This window comes from Comamonas sp. MYb396 (genome assembly GCF_037479555.1).
Lineage (GTDB): Bacteria > Pseudomonadota > Gammaproteobacteria > Burkholderiales > Burkholderiaceae_C > Comamonas.
In genome coordinates, this window is sequence record NZ_JBBGYU010000004.1 from 309338 (window position 1) to 332002 (window position 22665).

General features: G+C 64.6%; 19 protein-coding genes. 7 read left to right on the forward strand and 12 right to left on the reverse strand.

Going from position 1 to position 22665, the window contains the following annotated elements; genetic code table 11:
- The first annotated feature begins 226 nt into the window (after nucleotides 1–226).
- From WH265_RS11685 to hrpA, 4 genes are all read left to right on the forward strand, one after another.
- Nucleotides 227–1222, forward strand: coding sequence for a tripartite tricarboxylate transporter substrate binding protein (locus WH265_RS11685; RefSeq protein ID WP_027010698.1), 996 nt, complete (start codon nucleotides 227–229; stop codon nucleotides 1220–1222).
- A 79-nt stretch (nucleotides 1223–1301) separates the two neighbouring features.
- Nucleotides 1302–1907, forward strand: coding sequence for a flavin reductase family protein (locus tag WH265_RS11690; RefSeq protein ID WP_339518004.1), 606 nt, complete (start codon nucleotides 1302–1304; stop codon nucleotides 1905–1907).
- A gap of 48 nt (nucleotides 1908–1955) precedes the next feature.
- Nucleotides 1956–2714 (forward strand): glycine-rich domain-containing protein, encoded by a 759-nt coding sequence (locus WH265_RS11695; RefSeq protein ID WP_339558376.1) that lies wholly within the window; start codon nucleotides 1956–1958, stop codon nucleotides 2712–2714.
- 81 nt (nucleotides 2715–2795) lie between these two features.
- Nucleotides 2796–6866 carry an ATP-dependent RNA helicase HrpA gene (gene hrpA / locus WH265_RS11700; RefSeq protein ID WP_339558377.1) on the forward strand — a complete coding sequence of 1357 codons (4071 nt, stop codon included), beginning with the start codon at nucleotides 2796–2798 and terminating at the stop codon, nucleotides 6864–6866.
- Nucleotides 6867–6921: 55 nt separating this feature from the next.
- On the opposite strand, the gene WH265_RS11705 is transcribed toward hrpA, so the two are convergent.
- The 4 genes from WH265_RS11705 to WH265_RS11720 are packed head-to-tail and all read right to left on the reverse strand — an operon-like array spanning nucleotide 6922 to nucleotide 10272.
- Nucleotides 6922–7587 carry an isochorismatase family cysteine hydrolase gene (locus WH265_RS11705; RefSeq protein WP_021024937.1) on the reverse strand — a complete coding sequence of 222 codons (666 nt, stop codon included), beginning with the start codon at nucleotides 7585–7587 and terminating at the stop codon, nucleotides 6922–6924.
- Nucleotides 7588–7621: 34 nt separating this feature from the next.
- The gene (locus tag WH265_RS11710) at nucleotides 7622–8464 is read right to left on the reverse strand and encodes an ABC transporter permease (RefSeq protein WP_339558378.1); all 843 of its coding nucleotides are present in this window, start codon (nucleotides 8462–8464) and stop codon (nucleotides 7622–7624) included.
- 2 nt (nucleotides 8465–8466) lie between these two features.
- Nucleotides 8467–9255: an ABC transporter ATP-binding protein gene (locus WH265_RS11715; protein WP_021024935.1), complete on the reverse strand. Its 789-nt coding sequence runs from the start codon at nucleotides 9253–9255 to the stop codon at nucleotides 8467–8469.
- A 9-nt stretch (nucleotides 9256–9264) separates the two neighbouring features.
- A complete protein-coding gene (locus WH265_RS11720; RefSeq protein WP_021024934.1) occupies nucleotides 9265–10272 on the reverse strand; it encodes an ABC transporter substrate-binding protein in 1008 nt (335 codons plus the stop codon).
- Nucleotides 10273–10515: 243 nt separating this feature from the next.
- Here WH265_RS11720 and WH265_RS11725 point away from each other — a divergent pair, with 243 nt between their 5' ends.
- Both WH265_RS11725 and WH265_RS11730 read left to right on the forward strand, forming a co-directional pair.
- Complete coding sequence (locus WH265_RS11725; protein ID WP_339535041.1) at nucleotides 10516–11121, forward strand: hypothetical protein; 606 nt, start codon at nucleotides 10516–10518, stop codon at nucleotides 11119–11121.
- A gap of 69 nt (nucleotides 11122–11190) precedes the next feature.
- Nucleotides 11191–12933 carry a long-chain fatty acid--CoA ligase gene (locus WH265_RS11730; RefSeq protein ID WP_339558379.1) on the forward strand — a complete coding sequence of 581 codons (1743 nt, stop codon included), beginning with the start codon at nucleotides 11191–11193 and terminating at the stop codon, nucleotides 12931–12933.
- Nucleotides 12934–12978: 45 nt separating this feature from the next.
- On the opposite strand, the gene WH265_RS11735 is transcribed toward WH265_RS11730, so the two are convergent.
- The 3 genes from WH265_RS11735 to WH265_RS11745 all read right to left on the reverse strand — a co-directional run bounded on the left by WH265_RS11735 (nucleotide 12979) and on the right by WH265_RS11745 (nucleotide 15667).
- Nucleotides 12979–13203: a hypothetical protein gene (locus tag WH265_RS11735; RefSeq protein ID WP_339535044.1), complete on the reverse strand. Its 225-nt coding sequence runs from the start codon at nucleotides 13201–13203 to the stop codon at nucleotides 12979–12981.
- A gap of 78 nt (nucleotides 13204–13281) precedes the next feature.
- Nucleotides 13282–13596 carry a cupin gene (locus WH265_RS11740; protein WP_339558380.1) on the reverse strand — a complete coding sequence of 105 codons (315 nt, stop codon included), beginning with the start codon at nucleotides 13594–13596 and terminating at the stop codon, nucleotides 13282–13284.
- Between the two features lie 22 nt (nucleotides 13597–13618).
- A complete protein-coding gene (locus WH265_RS11745; RefSeq protein WP_339558381.1) occupies nucleotides 13619–15667 on the reverse strand; it encodes an ABC-F family ATP-binding cassette domain-containing protein in 2049 nt (682 codons plus the stop codon).
- A gap of 264 nt (nucleotides 15668–15931) precedes the next feature.
- On the opposite strand from WH265_RS11745, the gene WH265_RS11750 reads away from it, so the two are divergent.
- On the forward strand, nucleotides 15932–16819 hold the full coding sequence (locus WH265_RS11750; RefSeq protein ID WP_339558382.1) for a ferritin-like domain-containing protein: 888 nt from the start codon (nucleotides 15932–15934) through the stop codon (nucleotides 16817–16819).
- 18 nt (nucleotides 16820–16837) lie between these two features.
- Here WH265_RS11750 and prmB read toward each other — a convergent pair whose 3' ends face one another.
- From prmB to dapC, 5 genes are all read right to left on the reverse strand, one after another.
- Nucleotides 16838–17749, reverse strand: a complete 912-nt coding sequence (gene prmB, locus WH265_RS11755) for a 50S ribosomal protein L3 N(5)-glutamine methyltransferase (protein ID WP_339558383.1) — start codon at nucleotides 17747–17749, stop codon at nucleotides 16838–16840.
- Between the two features lie 98 nt (nucleotides 17750–17847).
- The gene (gene dapE / locus WH265_RS11760) at nucleotides 17848–18996 is read right to left on the reverse strand and encodes a succinyl-diaminopimelate desuccinylase (RefSeq protein ID WP_339558384.1); all 1149 of its coding nucleotides are present in this window, start codon (nucleotides 18994–18996) and stop codon (nucleotides 17848–17850) included.
- A gap of 276 nt (nucleotides 18997–19272) precedes the next feature.
- Nucleotides 19273–20433 (reverse strand): PilT/PilU family type 4a pilus ATPase, encoded by a 1161-nt coding sequence (locus WH265_RS11765; protein ID WP_021028493.1) that lies wholly within the window; start codon nucleotides 20431–20433, stop codon nucleotides 19273–19275.
- 158 nt (nucleotides 20434–20591) lie between these two features.
- Entirely contained in the window at nucleotides 20592–21416 is an 825-nt protein-coding gene (gene dapD / locus WH265_RS11770) for a 2,3,4,5-tetrahydropyridine-2,6-dicarboxylate N-succinyltransferase (RefSeq protein WP_339518024.1), read from the reverse strand.
- A gap of 3 nt (nucleotides 21417–21419) precedes the next feature.
- Entirely contained in the window at nucleotides 21420–22628 is a 1209-nt protein-coding gene (gene dapC, locus WH265_RS11775; protein WP_339558385.1) for a succinyldiaminopimelate transaminase, read from the reverse strand.
- Between the last annotated feature and the right edge of the window lie 37 nt (nucleotides 22629–22665).

Below are 22665 nucleotides of genomic sequence, written 5' to 3' on the forward strand. Positions count from 1 at the left end.
GATCGGCGGTTTGCGGCTGCCGCTATTGTTATACAAACATCGCGCGCCTGCATGCAGTTGGCTGCAGATTTGACCTCAGCGCCATGGGAAAAATCCATCAGTGCTGCGCTGTCCATTTTGGCTGGCGCGAAGTGGAGGTTTCGCAATCACAAACGGCGCAGGTGTGGGCAAACCGGCGCGCCGGGCCGATGATGGCGGTTTTGCAAAAAATAGCCTGGAGACAAGCATGACCACCACCATCAACCGCCGCCAGCTGCTGGCGCTGGGCGCAGCGCCCCTGGCCGCCGGCCTGCCTTTGCTGCATACGGGGGCTGCGCATGCGGCCGACTATCCCAGCAAGCAGGTGAAATTCATCGTTCCCTTCCCGCCCGGCGGCCCGGTTGATACGACGGCGCGGGCTTTTGTGCCGCCGCTGGGCCAGCTCTGGGGCCAGGGCACGTTTATCGACAACCGTGCTGGCGGCGGCGGCATCATTGGCGCGGAGATGGCGTCGCGCCAACCGGCCGACGGCTACAGCCTGTTTGTCGGCGCAATCCACCATTCGGTCAACCCCTCGCTGCATCCCAAGCTGAGCTATGACATCCAGAAGGACTTTGTGCCGGTGAGCTTTGCGGCCATGTTCCCGGTGTTCCTGGTGGTCAACCCCAGCGTGCCTGCCAAGAATGTGCAGGAGCTGATCGCGCTGGCCAAAAAGCCGGGCAGCAACCTGGCCTTTGCCTCGTCGGGCAATGGCGGTGGCACGCACCTGGCCGGGGAGCTGTTCAACATGCATGCCGGCACCAAGCTCTTGCATATTCCCTACAAGGGCAGCGCCCCGGCGATGACCGATGTGCTGGGCGGCCAGGTGGCCATGATGTTCAGCGACGCGCCCACCGCCATCGGCCATATCAAGAGCGGCAAGGTCCGCGTGCTGGGCGTTGCCAGCCCCAAGCGCTCGGCGCTGATGCCCGAGGTGCCCACCATTGCCGAGCAGGGCTTGCCTGGCTACGAGGCCTATTCCTGGGCGGCGCTGTTTGCGCCGGCCGGCACGCCCAAGGAGATCGTTGCCAAGGTCAATGCCGATTTCAACCAGGTGATGCGTGCCCAGGAAGTGCGCCAGCGCCTCTATGTGGCGGGCGCCGAGGCCGACCCCGGCACGCCCGAAGAAATGGCGCAGCGCCTGCAGTCGGAGATCGACAAATGGGCGCGGGTGGTCAAGGCCGCGCAGATCCGCATCGATTGAGCGGGAGGCTGCGCGGCTTGATGCGCTCGGTGGTGCAGGCATGCACAATGGAGGCATCTTGTACTTGCAGACCGCCTCTATGGACCTGATCTCTGGCAGCGCCGACCCCCATTTCCAACCGGTGGCGCTGGAAAAAGCCTACCGCCTGCTCAACCACGGCCCCACGGTGCTCGTGTCCGCCACCCATGGCGGCGAGCGCAATGTGATGGCCGCCGCCTGGGCCTGCGCGCTGGACTTCACACCGCCCAAGGTGACCGTGGTGCTGGACAAGGCCACCCGCACCCGCGCGCTGGTCGAGGCCAGCGGCCGCTTTGCGCTGCAGCTGCCCACCGTGCCCATCGCCGCCTTGACGGTAGAGCTGGGCACGATCAGCGCGCTGCAGCAGCCGGGCAAGCTCGCCCAGTCGGGCGTGCAGCTGTTTGATGCCCCCGGTCAGCAGACGCCCTTGGTCGCTGGCTGCGCCGCCTGGCTGGAATGCCGCCTGCTGCCCGAGCCGCACAACCAGCACAGCTATGACCTGTTCATTGGCGAGGTCACCGGCGCCTGGGCCGATGACCGGGTGTTCCGGGAGGGCCACTGGCATTTCGAGACTGCGCCGCAAGACCTGCGCACTTTGCACTATGTGGCAGGCGGCCATTTCTATGCGATTGGGGAGGCGATTGATGTGCCCGCGCCCAAGGCTTGATCGCGCGCCTGGCTGCATCCGCGCCAGCTTTGGCGCTGGGTCGGCCTGATGTTTCCGATCTTCCTGGTCATCCTGGCGGTCGGCCTGGCCCTGCTGGGTTGGCGCACCCTGCGCAAACGCCGCCAGCTGCGCTTTTTGCAGCAATACCGCTTGGATGCCGCCTACCGCAAGGCGCTCTGGCGTGACTACCCGCATCTGAATGACGCGAGCCTGGCGCAGGCCGAAGAGGGGCTGCGCCAGTTTTTTATCATGCACTGGCTCGCTCCCCGCGCGCAGCTGCAGATGCCCTCACGCCTGGCCGATGCGCTCTGGCATGCCTTTATTCTGGATACGCGGCGCTACCAGCAGTTTTGCCAGCAGGCCTTTGGCCATATGTTTCACCACCTGCCCGCGCAGGCCGCCAGCGCTGGGCCATCACAGAGCCAGGCAGCAGCGATGCAGCCGAGCTGGAATGCGGCGATGCACACCCGGCGCTATATGGTGGGCGCACTGCTGGGCGGCATACCGCTGCTGTTTGCACTCGATGCCGCTGCCGCGATTGACGATGGCTGGCTGTACCCGCCGGGGTTGCTGGGCCAATGGGCCAGCGCATTTGCTGCAGGGCTTGGTGCCGGGGCTGCCGGCAGCAGTACTGATAACAGTACTAGCGCCAGCAGCGACAGCGGCAGCCACCGTGGCGACAGCAGCGCAGGCGATAGCTCCGATATGGTGAGCAGCAGCACCAGTGCGGACAGCGAGGGCGGCGCGTCCAGCTGCAGCGGCAGCAGTTGTGGCGGAAGCAGCTGCGGGGGCGGCAGCAGCGATTGAGTGGCAAAGCCTGCGTGGGCCCAAGGCGTTGTTGCGGCTTCGCAACCGGTGGGGGCCTGCTGCGGGGATAATGCTGCCCCTATGTCGCTCAAGATTACGTTTCCCGAATCCCTGCCAGTTTCCGCCCGCCGTGATGAAATCATGGAGGCCATGGACCGCCACCAGGTCATCATCGTCTGCGGTGAGACCGGATCGGGCAAAACCACCCAGCTGCCCAAGATTGCCCTGGCCCTGGGCCGCGGCAAGGTCAATGCCACCCCCAATGACAAGGGCGAGGTGCGCGGCCATTTGATCGGCCACACGCAGCCCCGCCGGATTGCGGCCAGCAGCGTGGCCAAGCGCATTGCCGAAGAGCTGCAGACGCCGCTGGGCGATGTGGTGGGCTACAAGGTGCGTTTTCAGGACCGTTTGTCCAAGGACGCCTCGGTCAAGCTGATGACCGACGGTATCTTGCTGGCCGAGACGCAGACCGACCCGCTGCTCAAGCAATACGACACCTTGATCATCGACGAGGCCCATGAGCGCAGCCTCAATATCGACTTTTTGCTGGGCTATCTGCGCCAGCTCCTGCCCAAGCGCCCGGATCTGAAAGTGGTGGTGACCTCGGCCACCATCGATGCCGACCGCTTTGCCAAGCACTTTGCCGGCCCGCAAGGCCCGGCGCCGGTGATCATGGTCTCGGGCCGCACCTTCCCGGTGGAGATGCGCTACCGGCCCTTTGAAGATGCCAAGGACTACGACCTCAACGATGCGATTGCCGATGGCGTCGATGAGCTGTGGACCGGTGGGGCTGGCGGCGACATCCTGATTTTTCTGCCCGGCGAGCGCGAGATCCGCGAGGCCGCCGACCATCTGCGCAAGCACCTGCAGCACTCACCGGTGCTGCGCAATGCCGAGGTGCTGCCGCTCTTCTCGCGCCTGTCGCAGGCTGAGCAGGACCGCATCTTTGAAGGCCATACCGGCCGGCGCATCGTGCTGGCCACCAACGTGGCCGAGACCTCGCTCACCGTGCCCGGCATCCGCTATGTGATCGATGCCGGCACGGCCCGGGTCAAGCGCTATTCCTTCCGCAGCAAGGTCGAGCAGCTGCTGGTCGAGCCCGTCAGCCAGGCGGCGGCGAACCAGCGCGCCGGCCGCTGCGGGCGCGTGGCCAACGGCATCTGCATTCGGCTCTATGACGAGGCCGATTTCCAGTCGCGCAGCCCCTTTACCGATCCGGAAATCCTGCGCTCGTCCTTGGCCGGCGTCATCCTGCGCATGAAGGCCTTGCGCCTGGGCGATGTGGTGAATTTTCCGTTTCTCGAAGCACCGTCGGGCCGTGCCATTGCCGACGGCTACCAGCTGCTCGCCGAGTTGGGCGCGGTCGATGAGCAGGGCGAGCTGCTGCCGATGGGCCAGGCCTTGTCGCGCCTGCCGCTGGACCCGCGCGTGGCGCGCATGATTGTCGAGGCGCGCGAGCGCGGCGCGCTGGCAGAGGTGCTGGTGATTGCCTCGGCGCTGAGCGTGCAGGATGTGCGCGACCGCCCATTGGAAGCGCAGCAGCAGGCCGACCAGCAGCATGCCAAGTTTGACGACGAAAAAAGCGAGTTCAGCGGCTACCTGCGCCTGTGGAAATGGCTGCAGGATGCGCGTGGCGGCAAGGTGGTGGCCAAGAGCCGCAAGGACATGGCGCAGCAAGCAGCCCCGGCCAAGGGCCAGGCGATAGGGCGCAATGCCGCCTTTTTGCCGGTGGCCCAGCGCAGCACGGGTGCGGCTGCATCGGTGGAGTCCGCCGCGCCGCTGGCTGCTTTCACACCGCAGGACAGCGTGTTGGTGGATGAGGCCAGCCACAAGCTCAGCAACCGCCAGTGGGAGCAGCTGCTGCGCCAGAACTTCATCAATATCCGCCGCGTGCGCGAGTGGCGTGACATCCATTCGCAGTTGCTGACGGTGGTCAAGGAGCAGCGCTGGCCGATGAATGAGGAGGCCGCTGGCTATGAGGCCGTGCATCTGTCGATGCTCTCGGGCCTCTTGGGCAATATCGGCTTCAAGACCGAGGAGGGCGATGGCTACCTGGGCGCGCGGGGCATCCGCTTCCACCCGCACCCCGGTGCGCACCTGTCCAAAAAACCCGGCCGCTGGATTGTGGCGGCCGAGCTGGTCGAGACCTCGCGCCTCTACGGGCGCGGCATTGCCGCCATCGAGCCCCAGTGGCTGGAGCAGGTGGGCGCGCATCTGCTGCGCAAGCAGTTGCTGGATCCGCACTGGGAGAAAAAGCAGGGCGAGGTCGCGGCCTATGAGCGCGCTACCCTGTATGGCCTCGTGGTCTACAGCCAGCGCCGCATCAGCTACGGCAAGATCGACCCGCAAGGCGCGCGCGATATCTTTATCCGCCAGGCGCTGGTTGAAGGCGACTGGGAGACGCGCCTGCCGTTCTTGCAGGCCAACCAGAAGCTGATTGCCAAGGTCGAGGAGCTGGAGCACAAGAGCCGCCGCCAGGATGTGCTGGTGGACGATGCGCTGATCTATGCGTTCTACGACCAGCAGATTCCGCAGGATATCTGCACCGGCCGGGCGCTCGAGCGCTGGGTCAAGGACGAGAGCGCGCGCAACCCCGATCTGCTGCGCCTCTCGCGCGACGAGCTGATGCGCCATGAGGCCGCCGGCATCACGACGGCTGCCTTTCCCAAGACCATCAAGATGGGCGGGGTCGATTGCACGGCCAGCTACCTGCACCAACCCGGTGACCCGCGTGACGGCGTGACCGTGACGGTGCCGCTCTTTGTGCTCAACCAGGTGAGCGAGGAACGCGCTGAATGGCTGGTGCCGGGCATGCTCAAGGACAAGATCCAGGCCTTGCTCAAAAGCCTGCCCCAGCGCCCGCGCAGCCGCTTTGTGCCACTGGCTGAAAACGCCCAGCGCCTGGCCGAGCTGCTGGGCAGTGCCGAGCGCTTTGGTGCGGGCAGCCTGGTTGAGGTGCTGCTCAAGCAGGCACGCGACGAGACCTCGCTGGACATCAAGCGGGCGGACTTCAAGCTCGACATGCTCAGCCCCCATCTGTTCATGAACTTCCGCATCAGCGACGAGCATGGCCGCCAGCTGGGCCAGGGCCGTAACCTGGGCGCCCTGAAGGCCCAGTGGGGCGCCAAGGCCCGCGGCGCCTTCCAGGCGCTGGCCGAGCTCAAGATCGCCCCGCAGGCCGATGGTGCTGCCGCCCCAGCGCCGGCGCAAGCACCTGCCGCCGCTGCCAAGCAAGGTGGCAAGGCGGCGCCTGCAGCCAGCGCTGCGGCGCACAGCAAGGCCCAGGGGCCCGTGCATGCGGCCGACAAGCTCTGGACAGATTGGGGCTTTGGTGCCTTGCCCGAGCTCATGGAGATCAAGAAGGGCAACCAGACGCTGATTGGCTTCCCCGCACTGATCGACCACGGCAATGGCGTCGGCATCGAGGTGTTTGACGAGCCCGAGGTGGCAGCCAGCCGCCATGCGCTGGGCCTGCGGCGTCTCTTTGCGCTGCAGATCCGCGATGCGCTCAAGTACCTGGAAAAGAACATCCCCGATCTGCAGAAGATGGCGGTGGGCTATATGCCGCTGGGCACGCAGGAAGAGCTGCGCGAGCAGATCATCAATGTGGCGATTGACCGCGCCTTCTTGCAAGAGCCGCTGCCGGCGGACGCCGAGCAGTTCAAGCAGCGGGTGCAGGAGGGGCGCGGGCGCCTGACCTTGATCGCCAACGAGGTCGCGCGCATGGCCGCTGGCGTGCTGCAGGAATACATGGCGGCGGTGCGCAAGATCAAGGACACCAAGAACGCGCCTGAGGCCATGGCCGATGCCCAGCAGCAGCTGCAAAAGCTGGTGCCCAAGAACTTTATCGCGATTGCGCCCTGGGCCCAGCTGGGACACTATGCCCGTTACCTGAAGGCGATCACCGCGCGCCTCGATAAGTACCGGGCCGACCCCGCCCGCGATGCCGCCAAGCTCAAGGAGCTGCAGCCATTGGAGCAGCGCTATTGGCGCCTGGTGGCAGAGCGCAAGGGCCAGGTGGATGCGCGCATGCAGGAGTACCGCTGGATGCTCGAAGAGCTGCGGGTGAGCTTTTTTGCCCAGGAGCTGCGCACGCCATACCCGGTCAGCAGCAAGCGGCTGGACAAGGTCTGGCAGCAGTTGCAGCAGTAAGGACTTAGGGATAACCGGCCATGCTGCCTTGCGCAACATGGCCGGTTTTTCTTTGTCAAACCAGGCGTTCCACCACCTCGTCCACCGTCAGCACATCGCCAAAGAACAGCATCCAGTTGTTGAGGCTGTGGACATGCTCATAGGGCGTGACGGCGGCCAGCGCATCGTCGACCATGATGGTGGCGTAGTCCAGCATCATCGCGTCGCGCGCGGTGGATTCGCAGCAGACATTGGTGACGGTGCCGCCGATCAAGACGGTGCGCACGCCCTGCGCCTTGAGGACGGCGTCGAGATCGGAGGCGCCGGGGGCCAGCGCGCTGTAGCAGCGCTTGACGACCGTGAGGTCGCCTGGCTGTACATCGAGCGCGGGCGGCATCGCAAAGCCGGCGTGGCCGCTGCCCAACTCCAGCAGCCGGCGCGCGCTGCGCTCGGGCGTGAGCATATGGCGGTGGTGGTGCGACCAGAACTGGTCGGCGCCATCGGCGCTGGTCTTGATCCACACCACAGTGCCGCCCTTGGCGCGCAGCGCGGCTGCCAGCTGGTTGACCTTGGCAAAGATCGCGCGCGCTGGCGCACATTCGCCCTGGTAGCCGGGCTGGGTGTAGTAGTTTTGCAAGTCCACGACGACAAAGGCGGTGGCCGCGGCGTCCAACTGGTCATAGGGGTGGAGCACCCCCTGGCGGGCCAGCACGCGCTCTTCAATCCAGGGCTCAAACTGCATGGGGCTATCTTTTCTGGTGTGGGTTTCAAAGGGCTCAGGCGTAGCGGTGCTGCACGCTTTTTTCCAGGCGGGTGACGGCCATGTACATCACGGCCGACAGCAGCGCCAGCACGACGATCGACGCCATCACCACATTGAGCTTGAACACCTGGCTGCCGTTGACGATCAAAAAGCCCAGGCCGGCGCTCGAGGACTGGAACTCGCCGACGATGACGCCGATCAAGGACAGGCCAATGTTCATCTTGATCGCGGCAATCACCGCGGGCACGCTGCCGGGGAAGACCACATACTTCATCACCTGGGCCTTGCTGGCGCCCAAGGTGGTGGCCAGCTTGATCTTGTTGGGGTCGATGGCCTGAAAGCCTTCGTAGACCACCATGATGGTGATGAACAGCGAGATGGCGACCGCCATGCCGTAGACCGAGTATTCCGAGCCCAGCCAGATGTAGAAGATCGGCACAAAGGCAATCTTGGGCATGGCATTGGCGATCACGAGGAAAGGATCGAGCACCTTTTTCAAAAAGCTGCTCCACCACAGCATGGACGCCATGCCGATGCCCAGCAGCATGCTGACGACAAAGCCGATCACCGTGGCCTTGAAGGTGATCCAGGTGTGGCCCAGCAGGTCGCCGTTGCGGGCCAGATCGACCAGGGTGGGCAGCACGGCAGACGGGTAGCTGGTGAGCATGGGGTTGAGGATGTGGCTGCGCGCGAGCAGTTCCCAAATCAACAGGAATGCCAGCAAGAGCCCTGCGCGGCTCAGTGCCACCAGGCGCTTGCGGCGCTGGATCTGGGCCAGCCACTGGCGGTATTCGGGGCTGCGGGTGTCGGCTTGGGCCGGGGCCGCCGTGTTGGTGGTGTTCATGACGGTGCTCATGCTTAGCCTTCCACGTGGGCGTCGATCTCGTCCCACAGCACATTGAAGTAATCGTTGAATTCCGGGCAGCCTCGGGCCTCAAAAGGCGTGGGCCGTTTGCCGCCCTGCGAGGGGAAGTCCATGTGGTGCACCGATTTGATGCGGCCGGGCCGGCGCGAGAGCACGATGACGCGGTCGGTCATTGCAATGGCCTCGCCAATATCGTGCGTGACCAGGATCACCGACTTGCCCTCGTCGCGCAGCACATCGACCACCTCATCGGCAATCGACAGGCGGGTTTGCGAGTCGAGCGCGGAGAAGGGCTCGTCGAGCAGCACCACATCCGGGTTGGTGACCAGGGTGCGGGCCAGGGCCACGCGCTGGCGCATGCCGCCCGAGAGCTGGCGCGGGTAGTGGTGCAGGTAGTCGCCCATGCCGCATTTGTGCAGCAGCTGCGTGGCGCGCTTTTCGGCGGCCGCCAGGTCCTTGTTCTGGATCTGGGCGCCCAGCAGGGTGTTTTCCAAAATGGTGCGCCACTCGAACAGGTAGTCCTGCTGCAGCATGTAGCCGATGCGCGGGTTGGGGCCGACGATGGTCTGGCCATCGACCAGCACCGTGCCGCTGGACGGCGGCAAAATGCCCGCCAGGATCGACAGCAAGGTGCTCTTGCCGCAGCCCGACTGGCCAATCAGGCTGATGAATTCGCCTGCCTTGACCGAGAGGTTGATGTTCTGCAGCGCTTGGGTCTCGCCCTGGGGTGTGAAATAGCGCAAGGAGACGTTGTCGACATGGACGCGGTAGGGGTGGGTCATCGCAGCTCCTTATTTTTGCGCCAGGCTCTGCACCAGGCCCATGTCGACAAAGCGGGCGTAGTCGACCTTTTTGCCGGCCTCCAGCACACCGCCTTGCACCAGCATGTCCTGAAGCTGGTCCATGGCTTGCTTCTCGACCATCGGCGTCTTCTTCCACAGCTGCAGCTGCTGGTAGCGCTCAATGGCACTGACCAGCTCGGCCTTGCTCAGGCCCGTGAAATAGCTGCCCACCAGATCGGCCAGCTCGCCCGCCGGTGCAGCAGCGGTGTACTGCTGGGCTTTCGCCACCGCCTGGGTCCAGGCCTGCACGGCGGCACGGTTTTTCTTCAGGTAGGCATCGGTGGTGGTGAACACGGTGTAGTCGACCATGCCCACTTCCTTGCCCACCGCGCCCAGCGGGAAGGCCTTGCCTTGTTTTTCCAAGCTGCTGGCCTCGGGCTCCAGAAAGGTGGCGTAGTCGTTTTGCCCGGCCAGCCAGGCGCCGGTGCGCGCGGCCGGGCCGATATTGCTGACCAGCGTGAGGTCTTTTTTCGGATCGAGCCCCTTTTTGCGCAAGGCCGCCTCCAGAAAGATATCGGGGTTGGAGCCCGGGCGGAAGGACATGATCTTGCTGCCCTTGAGCTTGCTCCAGTCAAAATTGGCATCGGGTTTGCGGCCCATCAGCAAGAAGCCGTCGGTGGCAGTCAGTCCGGCAAACACTATGGGTTTGACTGGCGACTCGCTGTTGGCGACATAGATCGAGGCCTCGGGGCCAATCAGCACAATATCGGCGCTGCCCGAGAGCAGGGCGGCCATGCCCTTGTCGGTGCCCTGCGAGGTTTTCATGCTCATCTCGATGCCCGCGTCCTTGAACATCCCCTTTTGGATGCCCACATACATGGGAACATAGAGCACCGAGCGCACCACCTCCTCGTAACGGATCTTGTGCGCTGTCTGCGCCTGGGCATGGGACAGCGGCAGCAGCGCCGCCAGCAGGGAGGCAATAAGGGCCGTACGGCGGCGAAACATGTTCTTCATACCCACTCCTTGTATACAGAAAATAGCGACAGATGAATAAAAACAGCTTCATGCAAGAACAATGCCGAAATAAATGCTGAAATTTCCGGATCAATGTCTTGTTATGTATTCAGTATCCAATTTATCGTGCATGCCGAGGATCGGTGTTAACCATCAGGACTGGAGCCCGGGATTGGGTGTAGGGCGAGGTGCGGTGAGGGCCGATGGCGGCGGCTTTGGGAGCCGGCCTTGATGCCGCGGCGCATGGCAGCGCGCTGGCCCCCCAGGTTGCGGCGCGCACTGTTTTGGTCCCGGCCGCTGACGGCCGACGAATGGGTGCTGCTGGCGCGCTATTTTGGCCAGCCGCAGCACCCGGGCTGGTCGCGCATGCGCCTCTACCTGCGCCGGCTGGGCGATACGCGCAGGGCGCTGTCGTTCAACGGCGGCTTTGTGTCGATGCCGGCGCACTGTTTTGCGGCGTCAGACCCGCGCCAGTGCCTGCGGCTGGCTGAGCCGCTGATTGCAGGATGGCTGGCCCACGAGGCCTTCCACCACTGGCAGCGGCTGCAGGGCAGGGCGGTAACCCGGCAGGCATTGGGCCTGCAATGGCGCTTTTGGCGCCATGGCATCAACCCCTATGCCTATACGCCCAGTGCATCGCCGGCAGAGTTGCTGGCCCAGTTCCAGCAGGCCCAGGTCGAGCAGCAGGCACAGATGTGGCAAGACGCGGTGATGGCCGATATCGCCTGGCGCCAGGCCGGGCCCGGTGCGGCGCGGGAGCGGCTGGCAGCCGCTGCCCAGCGCTGGCATGCGGTGCTGCACTGGGTGCAACAACAGGGCGCGCCACACCGGGGCTCGCCGGTCCCCTAAGCGACGGGCTGGTGCCTGGGCGGCTGGGCATACTGGACCGAAACTCGCTTTGAAAGTTCGGGACCCGCCATGACCGCTGCTGCAGACCTGCCTGCCTCCACTTCCACCTCTGTCCCGGTATCTGCCCCGATATCCGCCCATTGGCCCGGGCGTGTGCCCCGGCAGCTGACCTTGCCGGCCACCTCGGTCTGGGACAACCTGGCCGTCAATGCCCGGCGCTATCCGGACCATGCCGCACTGGTGTTTTTTGACCAGGCCATCAGCTATGGCCAGATGTGCGAACAGACCGAGCGCCTGGCCGCCCATCTGTACCAGCAAGGCGTGCGCAAGGGAGACCGGGTCATCCTGCTGATGCAAAACTGCCCGCAGCTGGTGCTGGCGCACTACGCGATCCTGCGCGCCAATGCGGTGGTGGTGCCGGTCAACCCGATGAACACCGCCGCCGAGCTGGCCCACTACATCAGCGATGCCGATGCGCGCGTAGCGATCACCACCGCCGATCTGGCCCCTGCGCTGTGCCAGGCCAGCAGCAGCCTGCCTTCCGAGCAGCAGCTGGCGCACCTGGTTATCAGCCATCTGTCGGACACCATGCCGGCCGATGCCGCTACGCAGCCGGATTTTCCGCCTGCCTGGCAGCCTTGGTTGCTGGGCGCGCAGCCTTTGCCGGGTGCCGATCTGCTGGGTGCCACCACGGTCAGCCGCTGGCTCGATGCCGTCGAGTGCCGTGCCGAGCCCCCCGCCGTGGAGGTAGCGGCCAGCGATATGGCGATCCTGCCCTACACCAGTGGCACCACCGGCCTGCCCAAGGGCTGTATCCATGCGCACAGCCATGTGCAGCATGCGGCGATGGCGGGCGTGCTCTGGGGCCGGCAAAGCACCGAGAGCGTGAACCTGGTCGTGGCGCCGATGTTCCATATCACCGGCATGGTGTCGATCATGCATGTGCTGATCTGCGCCGGAGCCACCTTGGTGATCATGCCGCGCTGGGACCGGCAGCTGGCGGCCGCGCTGATGGCGCGCTACCGGGTGACGCACTGGGCCAATATCCCGACGATGGTGGTCGATCTGCTGGCCAGCCCGAACCTGGCGCAAATGGACACCCGCAGCCTCGTCTACATGGGTGGCGGGGGCGCGGCGATGCCGCAGTCGGTAGCGCAAAGGGTCAAGGAGGTCTGGGGCCTGGACTATATCGAGGGCTATGGCATGACGGAGACCTGCGGCGCCTCCCATGCCAACCCCTACGAGCACCCCAAGCAGCAGTGCCTGGGGCTGCCCCATATCGGCATGCAGTCGCTGGTGATCGACCCCGAAACCTGGCAGCCCCTGGCCGACGGTGAGGTGGGGGAGATTGTGGTGCAGGGCCCGCAGGTGCTGCAGGGCTACTGGAAGCAGCCCGCTGCCACGGCCGCCAGTTTTGTCGAGGTGGGCGGGCAGCGCTTTTTCCGCACCGGTGACCTGGGTTACCGCGATGCCGATGGCTACTTCTTCCTGACCGATCGCCTGAAACGCATGATCAATGCCAGCGGCTACAAGGTCTGGCCCGCCGAGGTCGAGAGCCTGATGTACCGCCATCCTGCCATCCTGGAGGCCTGCGTGATCTCCGCCCGCGATGAATACCGGGGCGAGACCGTCAAGGCCGTGGTGGTGTTGCGCCAAGGCCAGCAGGGCCTTGTCAGCGCGCAGGACATTATCGACTGGTGCCGCGAACACATGGCGGTGTACAAGGCGCCGCGCCTGGTGCAGCTGGTAGACCAGTTGCCCAAGAGTGGCAGCGGCAAGGTGATGTGGCGCTTGCTGCAGGAAAAGGAGTAAAGGTGCCGTGGGATGCCTGCAGGCGCATAGGCAGGGAGGGATGCACTACCACCAGCGCATGAGGCGCAGCATCTTGAACCAAAACCCGTCGCCATACTGTACCGCTAGCCAGCCACAAACCACCGGGCAGACAACGCAGAGGATGGCCCAAGTCGTCCAGCTTGGGTAGGTTTTAAAGCCGATGACGCCCGCGACAAACAGGCCCAGCAAGATTCCAAAAAAGAGGCGAATATTGCGCTCGGCGCTGTCGCGGGGTGGGTCTTCATGCATGGCGTTCTGAGGCTCGTGGTGAGCCAGCCAGTGTAGGTGGGCGCAGCGGTCTCTGCCCAGCCTGATGTAGGGTGCAGGCTACACGCTTCCAGACTTTTCAATCACCAGGATCCTGGCCTCGCCCTGCGGGTGGGCCACATGCTCGCAGCCTACCCCGGCGTGGAAGATATCGCCGGCCTGCAGAAGGGCTTGCTTTTCTTCGCCCGCCTCGCGCCAGTGCATCACCACCATGCCCTGCATCACCGCAAAGACTTCCTCGCCGTCGTTGACATGCCAGATGTAGGGCTGGTCCGTCCAGTGCAAACGGACGCTGGTGCCGTTCATCTGGGCAATGTCCTGGGCGCCCCAGGGGCGCTCGGCGCTGAATTCCTGGCTGCGGATGATGCGTTGCATAGTGTCTCAGTGCAAAGGCACGTTAAGCGGTCGCGTTCAGCTCCTGGCTGATGGCCTCGATCTGCTCGGACAGCTCCAGCCAGCGCTCTTCGAGCTGCTCGATCTCGCCATTGACGGCGCTCAGCTGCTTGCCGGCTTCGACGATATCGGCACCCGACAGACCCGGGGTAGCGAGCTTGGTCTCCAGCGCATCGCGCTGCGCATTGAGCTGGGGCAGCTTCTTGTCGATCTGTTCGAGCTCTTTCTTGAAGGGCTTGGTCTTGTCGGCCAGTTGCTGGCGGGCGGCGGCGGCCAGGCGGCGGGCTTCCTTGGGGTCGCCCACGGGCTCGGCCTTGGCGGGCGCAGGCGCAGGGGCTGGCGCGGGTGCCGCAACCGGTGCCGCGACGGGCGCGGCCACAGGGGCAGGCGCTGCATCCTTGCTGCGCGATTGCATATCGGCCTGGCGCGCTTCTTCGCGCAGGCGCTTGGATTCGTCCAGCAGGTAGCGCTGGTAGTCGTCCAGATCGCCATCGAAGGGGCCGACCTGACCACGGCCGACCATCCAGAAGTCCTCGCAGACGGCGCGCAGCAGATGGCGGTCATGGCTGACCAGCATGACGGTGCCGTCAAAGTCGTTCAGTGCCATCGCCAGCGCTTCGCGGGTTGCCAAGTCCAGGTGGTTGGTTGGCTCATCGAGCAGCAGCAGGTTGGGGCGCTGCCAGACGATCATCGCCAGCACCAGGCGGGCTTTTTCGCCACCGCTCATGCTGCCGACGGCCTGCTTGACCATGTCGCCGCTGAAGTTGAAGGTGCCCAGGAAGTTGCGCAGGTCCTGCTCGCGCGCGCTGTTGCCTTCGCTGCCGATTTCCTTGGCCAGGCGGATCATGTGCTCGAGCGGGTTTTCGCTTGGGCGCAACACGTCCAGCTCCTGCTGGGCAAAGTAGCCGATATTGAGGCCCTTGCCCTCGGTCACGGTGCCGGCCAGGGCCTTCATCTCGCGGGCAATGGTCTTGACCAGGGTCGATTTACCCTGGCCGTTGGCGCCCAGAATACCAATGCGCTGGCCTGCCAGCACCGAGCGGTTGACGCCTTGCAAGATCGTGGTCTGCTTGCCGTCTTCGTCCTCATAGCCAAAGGCCGCGTCGGTGATCGCCAGCATCGGGTTGGGCAGGTTGGCCGGTTCCTTGAATTCGAAGGTGAACTCGGCCTCGGCCAGCACGGGCGCGATCTTCTCCATGCGGTCGAGCTGCTTGACCCGGCTTTGCGCCTGTTTGGCTTTGCTGGCCTTGGCCTTGAAGCGGTCAATGAACTTCTGCAGATGCGCCATCTTCTCTTGCTGCTTGGCAAAGCTGGCTTGCTGCAGCTCCAGCTGCTGGGCACGCAGCTCTTCGAAGCGGCTGTAGTTGCCGCCGTAGCGGGTCAGCTGCCCACCCTGGATCTGCAGGGTCACATTGGTGATCGCGTCGAGAAATTCGCGGTCATGGCTGATGGTGATCAGGGTGCCGGGGTAACGTTTGAGCCAGGCTTCGAGCCAGACCAGCGCGTCCAGATCCAAGTGGTTGGTCGGTTCGTCGAGCAGCAGCAGATCGCTCGGGCACATCAGCGCGCGGGCCAGCTGCAGGCGCATGCGCCAACCGCCCGAGAAGCTGTTGACCGGGTGTTCCAGCTCCTGCACCTTGAAGCCCAGGCCCAGGATCAGCGCCTGCGCGCGGGGCACGGCATCGTGGGCGCCGGCATCGGCGAGGTCCGCATAGGCCTGGGCCAGGGCCATGCCGTCGCCGGATGCCTCGGCCGCCTCCAGCTGCGCCTGTACTTCGACCAGGCGGGTGTCGCCCTCGAGCACAAACTGGGTGGCCGATTCGTCGGTTTCGGGCATGTGCTGGGCCACCTGGCCCATGCGCCACTGGGCGGGGATGTGGAAATCGCCACCGTCTTCCGTCAACGAGCCGTTGAGCAGCGCAAACAGCGTGGACTTGCCAGCGCCATTGCGGCCGACCAGGCCCACCGATTCGCCCGGGTTGATGGTGGTGGTGACGCCGTCAAGCAGCACTTTGGTGCCGCGGCGCAGGGTGATATTTTTCAGCGTAATCATGAATGGCCTCGATTATCGCCGCCCTGGGCTTGGCCCAGGGCCATGCAGGGCATAGCGGGCAGTGGTTGGCCGCACGGCTTGCGCCATTGGCGTTCGCCCAGGCGCCTGCTGCAAGCCCAGGTAGGCCAATGCCGCATGCCCTTGTAGGAGGCGGCAGGTGTTGGGCGCTGACACCGGCCTGGGCCTACCCAAGCCCCGGCCACAGGGCCATACTGCAATGTGCAAACGCCATATTTCAGTGATGGCAATCACAAGGACAGTGCTATGACAACAGCCTCTGAAATGCATGGACAGACTGCCGGTGACCGCCAGCCAGCACACAGCCTGGGCGCGGCTGCAGCGGCGCGGTCCCACTGGCAGCTGGCCGACATTCCCTATGCGCAGATCGACCATGGCGCGGTGGCCAACGACGAGGACATGTTCTACCTGCTGATGAGCGCCTCCTTTGTCGAGACCGGCTCGGACACCTATGCCGCCAACCTGGGCGCGCACTATGCGCGCTACCCGGACATCCAGCATTGGCTGGAGGACCGCTGGGAGCATGAGGAGCTGCAGCACGGCGCATCGCTACGGCGCTATGTGGAGGCGGTCTGGCCCAGTTTTGACTGGCAAAAGGCCTATGACAGCTTTTTTGCCGAGTATTCGCTGCTGTGCACGCAAGAGGCTTTACTGGAAGACCCGCGCCTGGAGATGGTGGCGCGCTGCGTGGTGGAGACGGGCACCACGGCCTACTACCACACCTTGCGCGCACTCAGCCAGGAGCCGGTGCTGACCGGGCTGCTGGGCCATATCCGCAATGACGAGGTCGGCCACTTCAAGCATTTCTTGAGCTACTTCAAAAGCCTGCAGGCCCAGGAGCCCGTTGGCCGGCTGCGCATTGCGAAGGCGCTGTACAGCCGCTTGAAAGAACTGCGCGAGAGTGATTCCGATGTGGCGCTGCGCCATGTGTTTGCCCACAAGGGCGCGCTGTTTGCCGACCGGCAGCGCAGCTTTGACGATGTCGCCCAGCGCATCTACCACCTGATCAGCAGCGGCCTGCCGGCCCAGCTGGCGGTGCAGATGCTGCTCAAGCCGATGCTGCTGCCGCCCAGGTTGGAATCCTGCCTGCACCGGCCCATCAGCCGGCTGGCCTGCAAAATGCTGGCCTACTGATGCAACGCAGAACCAGGCTCAAAGCTGGGTGGGTTGTTCCTGCGCCCAGTGCATCAGCGCTTCGCGGGTCAGCAGCAGCACCTGGTCGTCGCCCGCGCTGGTGTCCATCCAGAACACCGGCAGCCCAGGGAAGGCGGCTTCAAAGTAGGCGCGCTCGTTGCCAATCTCCAGCACCAGCACACCGTCTTCGCTCAGGCGCTGGGGCAGCTCCAGAATCAGGCCGCGCACAAAGTCCATGCCATCCTGGCCACCGGCCAGTGCCAGCACCGGCTCGGCCTGGTATTCCAGCGGCAGGCTGGCCATGCTCTGGGCGTTGACATAGGGAGGATTGCAGAGGATCAGGTCCCAGGGGCCGCGGGCGTTCGCCATACCGTCTGATTGAACCAGCTGCACGCGCTCTTGCAGGCCATGCTGGTCCACATTGATGCGGGCCACGGCCAGCGCATCGGCCGACAGATCGGCGCCGGTGACCTGCACATCGGGGTAGGCCATGGCGGCCAGGCATGCGAGGCTGCCATTGCCGGTACACAGGTCCAGCACCTGGCGGGTCTTGTCGCTCAGCCAGTCGTCAATGCTGCCATCGGCCAGCAGCTCGGCAATCAGGCTGCGCGGCACGATGGAGCGCTCGTCGATGTAGAAGGGCACGCCTTGCAGCCAGGCCTGCTGGGTCAGGTAGGCGGCGGGCTTGCGGCTGCGGATGCGCTCGGCCACAAGCGCTTCGAGCTTTTGGCGCTGTTCATCGCCGACGGTTTGGTTCGCCACCGATTCAGCGCCATCCGGGCTGGTGTCGCTGTCCACCGGCAGGCCCAGTGACCACAGCACCAGCCAGCTCGCTTCGTCCTGCGCATTGGTCGTTCCATGGCCAAAATGCACACCAGCAGCGCTGAGCGCTGCTGCGCTGTCATCAATCAGGGTGCGGATGGTGGTCATGGCTCAACTCAGGCAAAAATCAAAGACCGCCATTGTAGGCTTGATGACAGCCGCACGGCGCCAGGCAAGGCTGGCGCCAGGGCTATCTGGGTACTGGCTTAGCGCGCCAGGTTTTCCAGAATGCGGCGGTAGATGTTTTTCAGCGGCTCGATATCGGCCACGGCCACGCACTCGTCGATCTTGTGGATGGTGGCGTTCGACGGGCCGATCTCGATGACTTCCGGGCAGATATCGGCGACAAAACGGCCGTCGCTCGTGCCGCCGGTGGTCGACAAGGTGGTCTCGAGCCCCACTTCGTCGCGGATCGCCTGCTGCACGGCGGTGACCAGCACGCCGGGTGTGGTCAGGAAGGGCTTGCCGCCCAGGGTCCACTTCAGGTCGTACTCGAGCGCATGGCGCTCCAGGGTGGACTTGACGCGGGCCTTGAGGTTCTCGGCCGTCGATTCGGTGCTGAAGCGGAAGTTGAAGTCCACCACCATCTGGCCCGGGATCACATTGCCCGCGCCCGTGCCCGCATGGATATTGCTCATCTGGAAGCTGGTGGGCGGGAAGAAGGCATTGCCCTCGTCCCACACGGTGCTGGCCAGCTCGCCCAGCGCGCCCAGGCCCTGGTGGATGGGGTTGCGGGCCAGCTGCGGGTAGGCGATATGGCCTTGCACACCATGGACGGTGAGCTTGCCCGTCAGGCTGCCGCGCCGGCCGTTCTTGACCATGTCGCCGAGCTTTTGCACGGCGGTGGGTTCGCCCACCAGGCAGTAGTCCAGCACCTGGCCGCGCTGGCGCAACTGCTCGACGACGACGGCAGTGCCGTCCACGCTCGGGCCTTCTTCGTCACTGGTCAGCAAAAGCGCGATATCCAGCGGCGCTGCAGCGTTCTGGGCGACAAACTCCTCGGCGGCCACGACAAAGGCGGCGATCGAGGTCTTCATGTCGCTGGCGCCACGGCCATACAGCTTGCCATCGCGGTGCGAGGGGGTGAAGGGGTGCGAGTTCCACTGCTCCAGCGGACCGGTGGGCACCACATCGGTGTGGCCGACAAAGACCACGGTCTTGGCACCGGCCACGCCGCTGCGGCGCAGCGCCCAGAGGTTGCTCACCCGAAAGCTGTCGGGGCCGCTGTCCATGCGCTCGCAGGCAAAACCCAGCGGCTGGAGCAGGTCGGAAACCATGTCCAGACAGCCTTCGTCATGGGGCGTCACGGAAGGACGGGCGATCAGTTGCTCGGTCAGTTGCAGGGTGCGGGACATGGCGTCTAAAGGGTGGGGCGGAGAGGTCAACAACAATGCGGCCCGCAGGCCGCATTCAGGGCATATGGCCACGGCGTCGTGGCGCGCTGCCCTAGGGACCTCTGCAAAACTCCCTGCCGTGGTCTGAACGCGGGCTCGGGCGATCCGCTGCGTTGTCTTCCTTGTCAATAGCTACGGCTATTGACTGCAAAAGACGCCTTGCGGCTCATCCCGATCCACGTCCATCCCGCTTGGCGAGGGTTTTGCAGAGCATCCCTAGGGGCAACGGCCGCTATCTTACTCTTGGTTCACGTCGAGCACGATTTCGGTGAACGAGGCCGCGTCGTCGAGCTCGGGCTTGGCCGCGACCTGGGCCTTGGCGGCATTGGCCGCCATCTGGAAGTCGTTTTGCAGGCGCCACATCAGGTTGGTTGGCGAGTCGGAGTTGGCCAGGCCTTCTTCGCGGCTGATCTTGCCGCTGTGGATGAGTGCGGCCAGCGCCCCTTCAAAGGTGACCGAGCCTTCGGCCATCGACTTTTCCATCGCCTCGCGCACCGCAGAGAAGTTGCCTTGCTCGATCATCTCGCCCACCAGCTTGGTGTTGAGCATCACCTCGATGGCAGCGGTGCGTTTGCCCGAGACCGTCTTGACCAGGCGCTGCGAGACCACGGCACGCAGCGCTGATGACAAGTCGCCCAGCATCGTGGGGCGCACCTCGACCGGGTAGAAGCTCAGGATCCGGTTGAGCGCGTGGTAGCTGTTGTTGCCGTGCAAGGTGGCCAGGCACAGGTGGCCGGATTGCGCGTAGGCAATGGCCGCCGACATGGTTTCGCGGTCGCGGATTTCGCCAATCATGATCACATCGGGCGCCTGGCGCAGCGCGTTCTTCAGCGCGGTCTGCAGCGAGGCGGTGTCGCTGCCGACTTCGCGCTGGTTGATGATGGAGCGGCGGTTGGAGAACTGGTACTCGATCGGGTCTTCCACCGTCAGGATATGGCCGCTTTGCTGGCCGTTGCGGTGGTCGATCATTGCGGCGAGCGACGTGCTCTTGCCCGAGCCGGTGGCGCCGACAAACAGCACCAGGCCGCGCCGGGCCATGATGAGGTCCTGGAAGATCTCGGGCAGCTCCAGCTGCTCCAGGCTGGGGATGTCCTGGGGCACATAGCGGATGACCACGGCGCAGCTGCCGCGCTGGTGCATGGCGCTGACGCGGAAGCGGCCCACGCCTTCGAGCGGCACGCCGATGTTGAGCTCACCGGTTTCGTCCAACTCTTCGATGCGCTCGGGCGGCACGATCTCGGCGAGCAGGGTGCGCGGCGCATCCGGCGTCAAGGTCTGGTTGTTGAGGGGGATGCATTCGCCCTGGATCTTGACCAGCGCGGGCGCATTGGCTGACAGATAGACATCCGAGGCTTTGTTGTCCGCCATCAGGCGCAAGATTCGCTCCATGGTTCCCATGTCAGTTCCCTCTGTTAATTTGTGCAGAGATTGTAGGCTTAGCTACGCAGTCAATAAACGATGTTGCGTCCTCGCAGCAGCCCAACGTGGCGCAAGCGGCCAGAAAAAAGCCCTGCAGCGCAAGGCTTGCAGGGCTTGTGGATCGCCTAGACGGCAGATCAGTCGCGCAGCAGGTCGTTGATGCTGGTCTTGGCGCGGGTCTCGGGCGTCACTTGCTTGACGATCACCGCGCAGTACAGGCTGTGGCTGCCGTCCTTGGCAGGCATGGAGCCGCTGACCACCACCGAACCCGAAGGCACGCGGCCGTAAGTGACTTCGCCGGTCATGCGGTTGTAGATCTTGGTGGACTGGCTGATGTAGACGCCCATCGAGATGACCGAGTTTTCTTCGACGATCACGCCTTCGACGATTTCGGAGCGGGCGCCGATAAAGCAGTTGTCTTCAATGATCGTGGGGTTGGCTTGCAGCGGTTCGAGCACGCCGCCCAGGCCTACGCCGCCCGAGAGGTGGACGTTCTTGCCCACTTGTGCGCAGGAGCCCACGGTCGCCCAGGTGTCGACCATGGTGCCTTCGCCCACATAGGCGCCGATGTTGACGTAGGAAGGCATCAGGATGGCGCCCTTGGCCACAAAGCTGCCGCGGCGGGCCACAGCGGGCGGCACCACGCGCACGCCGGTGGCAGCGATATCGGCCTCGGACATGCCGGCGTACTTGGTGGGCACCTTGTCGTAGAAGTTCAGGTCGCCGGCTTGCACCAGCGCGTTGTCCTTCAAGCGGAACGACAGCAGCACGGCCTTCTTGATCCACTGGTGCACGGTCCACTGGCCCACGCCTTCACGCGTGGCCACGCGCAGCTCGCCCTTGTCCAGGGCGTTGATCACATGGTCGACCGCATCGACGATTTCTTTGGGTGCCGAGGCAGGCGAGAGCGTCGTGCGGGCTTCCCAGGCGGATTCGATGATGGTTTGCAGTTGTTGCGTCATGGTTTAGGCTTTTTTCCAGGATTGAATGAATTGGGCAATGCGCTGTGCGGCTTCCAGGCATTCGGCGGTCTGGGCCACCAGGGCCATGCGGATGCGGCCAGCGCCTGGGTTGCTGCCGTTGAAGTCACGGGCCAGATAGCTGCCTGGCACAACCGTGACATTGTATTGGGCATAGAGTTCGCGCGCGAACTCGGTGTCGGACAAGCCCATCTCTGGGGGCACGCCGGCCCAGAGGTAGAAGCTGGCGTCTGGCAGCTGCACATCCATCACGGCCGACAGCACGGGCGTGACTTCGGCAAACTTGCGGCGGTATTGCTCGCGGTTGTCTTCGACATGGCGCTCATCGCCCCAGGCCGCAATGCTGGCCGCCTGCACCGGCGGGCTCATCGCGCCGCCCTGGTAGGTGCGGTAGAGCGTGAAGGCCTTGATCAGCTCGGCGTCGCCCGCGACAAAACCGCTGCGCAGGCCCGGCACATTGCTGCGCTTGGACAGGCTGGTGAAGGACACCAGGCGGCGAAAATCGCTGCGGCCCAGTTGCGCCGCTGCCTGCATGCCGCCCAGAGGCGGCTCGTCGCGGAAGTAGATTTCGCTGTAGCACTCGTCAGACGCAATGACAAAGCCATAGCGGTCGGACAGCTCAAACAGCTTTTTCCACTCGTCAAGCGGCATCACGGCGCCGGTGGGGTTGCCCGGCGAGCAGACAAAGATCAGCTGGGTGCGCTGCCAGATGTCCTCGGGCACGCTGGCCCAGTCGACGGCAAAGTTCTTGCTGGCGATGCTGGGCACGTAGTAGGGCGTGGCGCCTGCAAGCAGGGCCGCGCCTTCGTAAATTTGGTAGAACGGGTTGGGGCAGAGCACGACCGGGCCTGGCTTGCTGCTGTCAACCACCGTCTGCGTGAACGCAAACAGTGCTTCGCGGCTGCCATTGACCGGCAAGGTATGCTTTTGCCCATCCACCTGCAGGCCGTAGCGCGTGGACAGCCAGGCGGCAAAAGCCTCGCGCAGGGCGGGCGCGCCGGCGGTGGCGGGGTAGACCGAGAGGCCGGCCAGGTTGTCCGAGAGCGCCTGCTCGATAAAGGCGGGCGTGGGGTGGCGGGGCTCGCCGATACCCAGGCTGATGGGCGACTTGTCTGCGGGTGGCGTGACACCGGCAAACAACTGGCGCAGGCGCTCAAACGGGTAGGGCTGCAGTTTCTGGAGCAAGGGGTTCATAAGCCAGCCATTATGGTGCAGCAGCACCGGTTTTTTT

Coding starts and splice junctions, on each gene's coding strand:
- dapE (WP_339558384.1), bottom strand. CDS start 18,996: ATGTCCCGCACCCTGCAACTGACCGAGCAACTGATCGCCCGTCCTTCC.
- WH265_RS11690 (WP_339518004.1), top strand. CDS start 1,302: ATGGACCTGATCTCTGGCAGCGCCGACCCCCATTTCCAACCGGTGGCG.
- dapD (WP_339518024.1), bottom strand. CDS start 21,416: ATGACGCAACAACTGCAAACCATCATCGAATCCGCCTGGGAAGCCCGC.
- WH265_RS11685 (WP_027010698.1), top strand. CDS start 227: ATGACCACCACCATCAACCGCCGCCAGCTGCTGGCGCTGGGCGCAGCG.
- WH265_RS11765 (WP_021028493.1), bottom strand. CDS start 20,433: ATGGGAACCATGGAGCGAATCTTGCGCCTGATGGCGGACAACAAAGCC.
- WH265_RS11695 (WP_339558376.1), top strand. CDS start 1,956: ATGTTTCCGATCTTCCTGGTCATCCTGGCGGTCGGCCTGGCCCTGCTG.
- WH265_RS11735 (WP_339535044.1), bottom strand. CDS start 13,203: ATGCATGAAGACCCACCCCGCGACAGCGCCGAGCGCAATATTCGCCTC.
- WH265_RS11730 (WP_339558379.1), top strand. CDS start 11,191: ATGACCGCTGCTGCAGACCTGCCTGCCTCCACTTCCACCTCTGTCCCG.
- WH265_RS11725 (WP_339535041.1), top strand. CDS start 10,516: ATGGCAGCGCGCTGGCCCCCCAGGTTGCGGCGCGCACTGTTTTGGTCC.
- WH265_RS11715 (WP_021024935.1), bottom strand. CDS start 9,255: ATGACCCACCCCTACCGCGTCCATGTCGACAACGTCTCCTTGCGCTAT.
- WH265_RS11740 (WP_339558380.1), bottom strand. CDS start 13,596: ATGCAACGCATCATCCGCAGCCAGGAATTCAGCGCCGAGCGCCCCTGG.
- WH265_RS11745 (WP_339558381.1), bottom strand. CDS start 15,667: ATGATTACGCTGAAAAATATCACCCTGCGCCGCGGCACCAAAGTGCTG.
- hrpA (WP_339558377.1), top strand. CDS start 2,796: ATGTCGCTCAAGATTACGTTTCCCGAATCCCTGCCAGTTTCCGCCCGC.
- WH265_RS11710 (WP_339558378.1), bottom strand. CDS start 8,464: ATGAGCACCGTCATGAACACCACCAACACGGCGGCCCCGGCCCAAGCC.
- dapC (WP_339558385.1), bottom strand. CDS start 22,628: ATGAACCCCTTGCTCCAGAAACTGCAGCCCTACCCGTTTGAGCGCCTG.
- WH265_RS11750 (WP_339558382.1), top strand. CDS start 15,932: ATGACAACAGCCTCTGAAATGCATGGACAGACTGCCGGTGACCGCCAG.
- WH265_RS11720 (WP_021024934.1), bottom strand. CDS start 10,272: ATGAAGAACATGTTTCGCCGCCGTACGGCCCTTATTGCCTCCCTGCTG.
- WH265_RS11705 (WP_021024937.1), bottom strand. CDS start 7,587: ATGCAGTTTGAGCCCTGGATTGAAGAGCGCGTGCTGGCCCGCCAGGGG.
- prmB (WP_339558383.1), bottom strand. CDS start 17,749: ATGACCACCATCCGCACCCTGATTGATGACAGCGCAGCAGCGCTCAGC.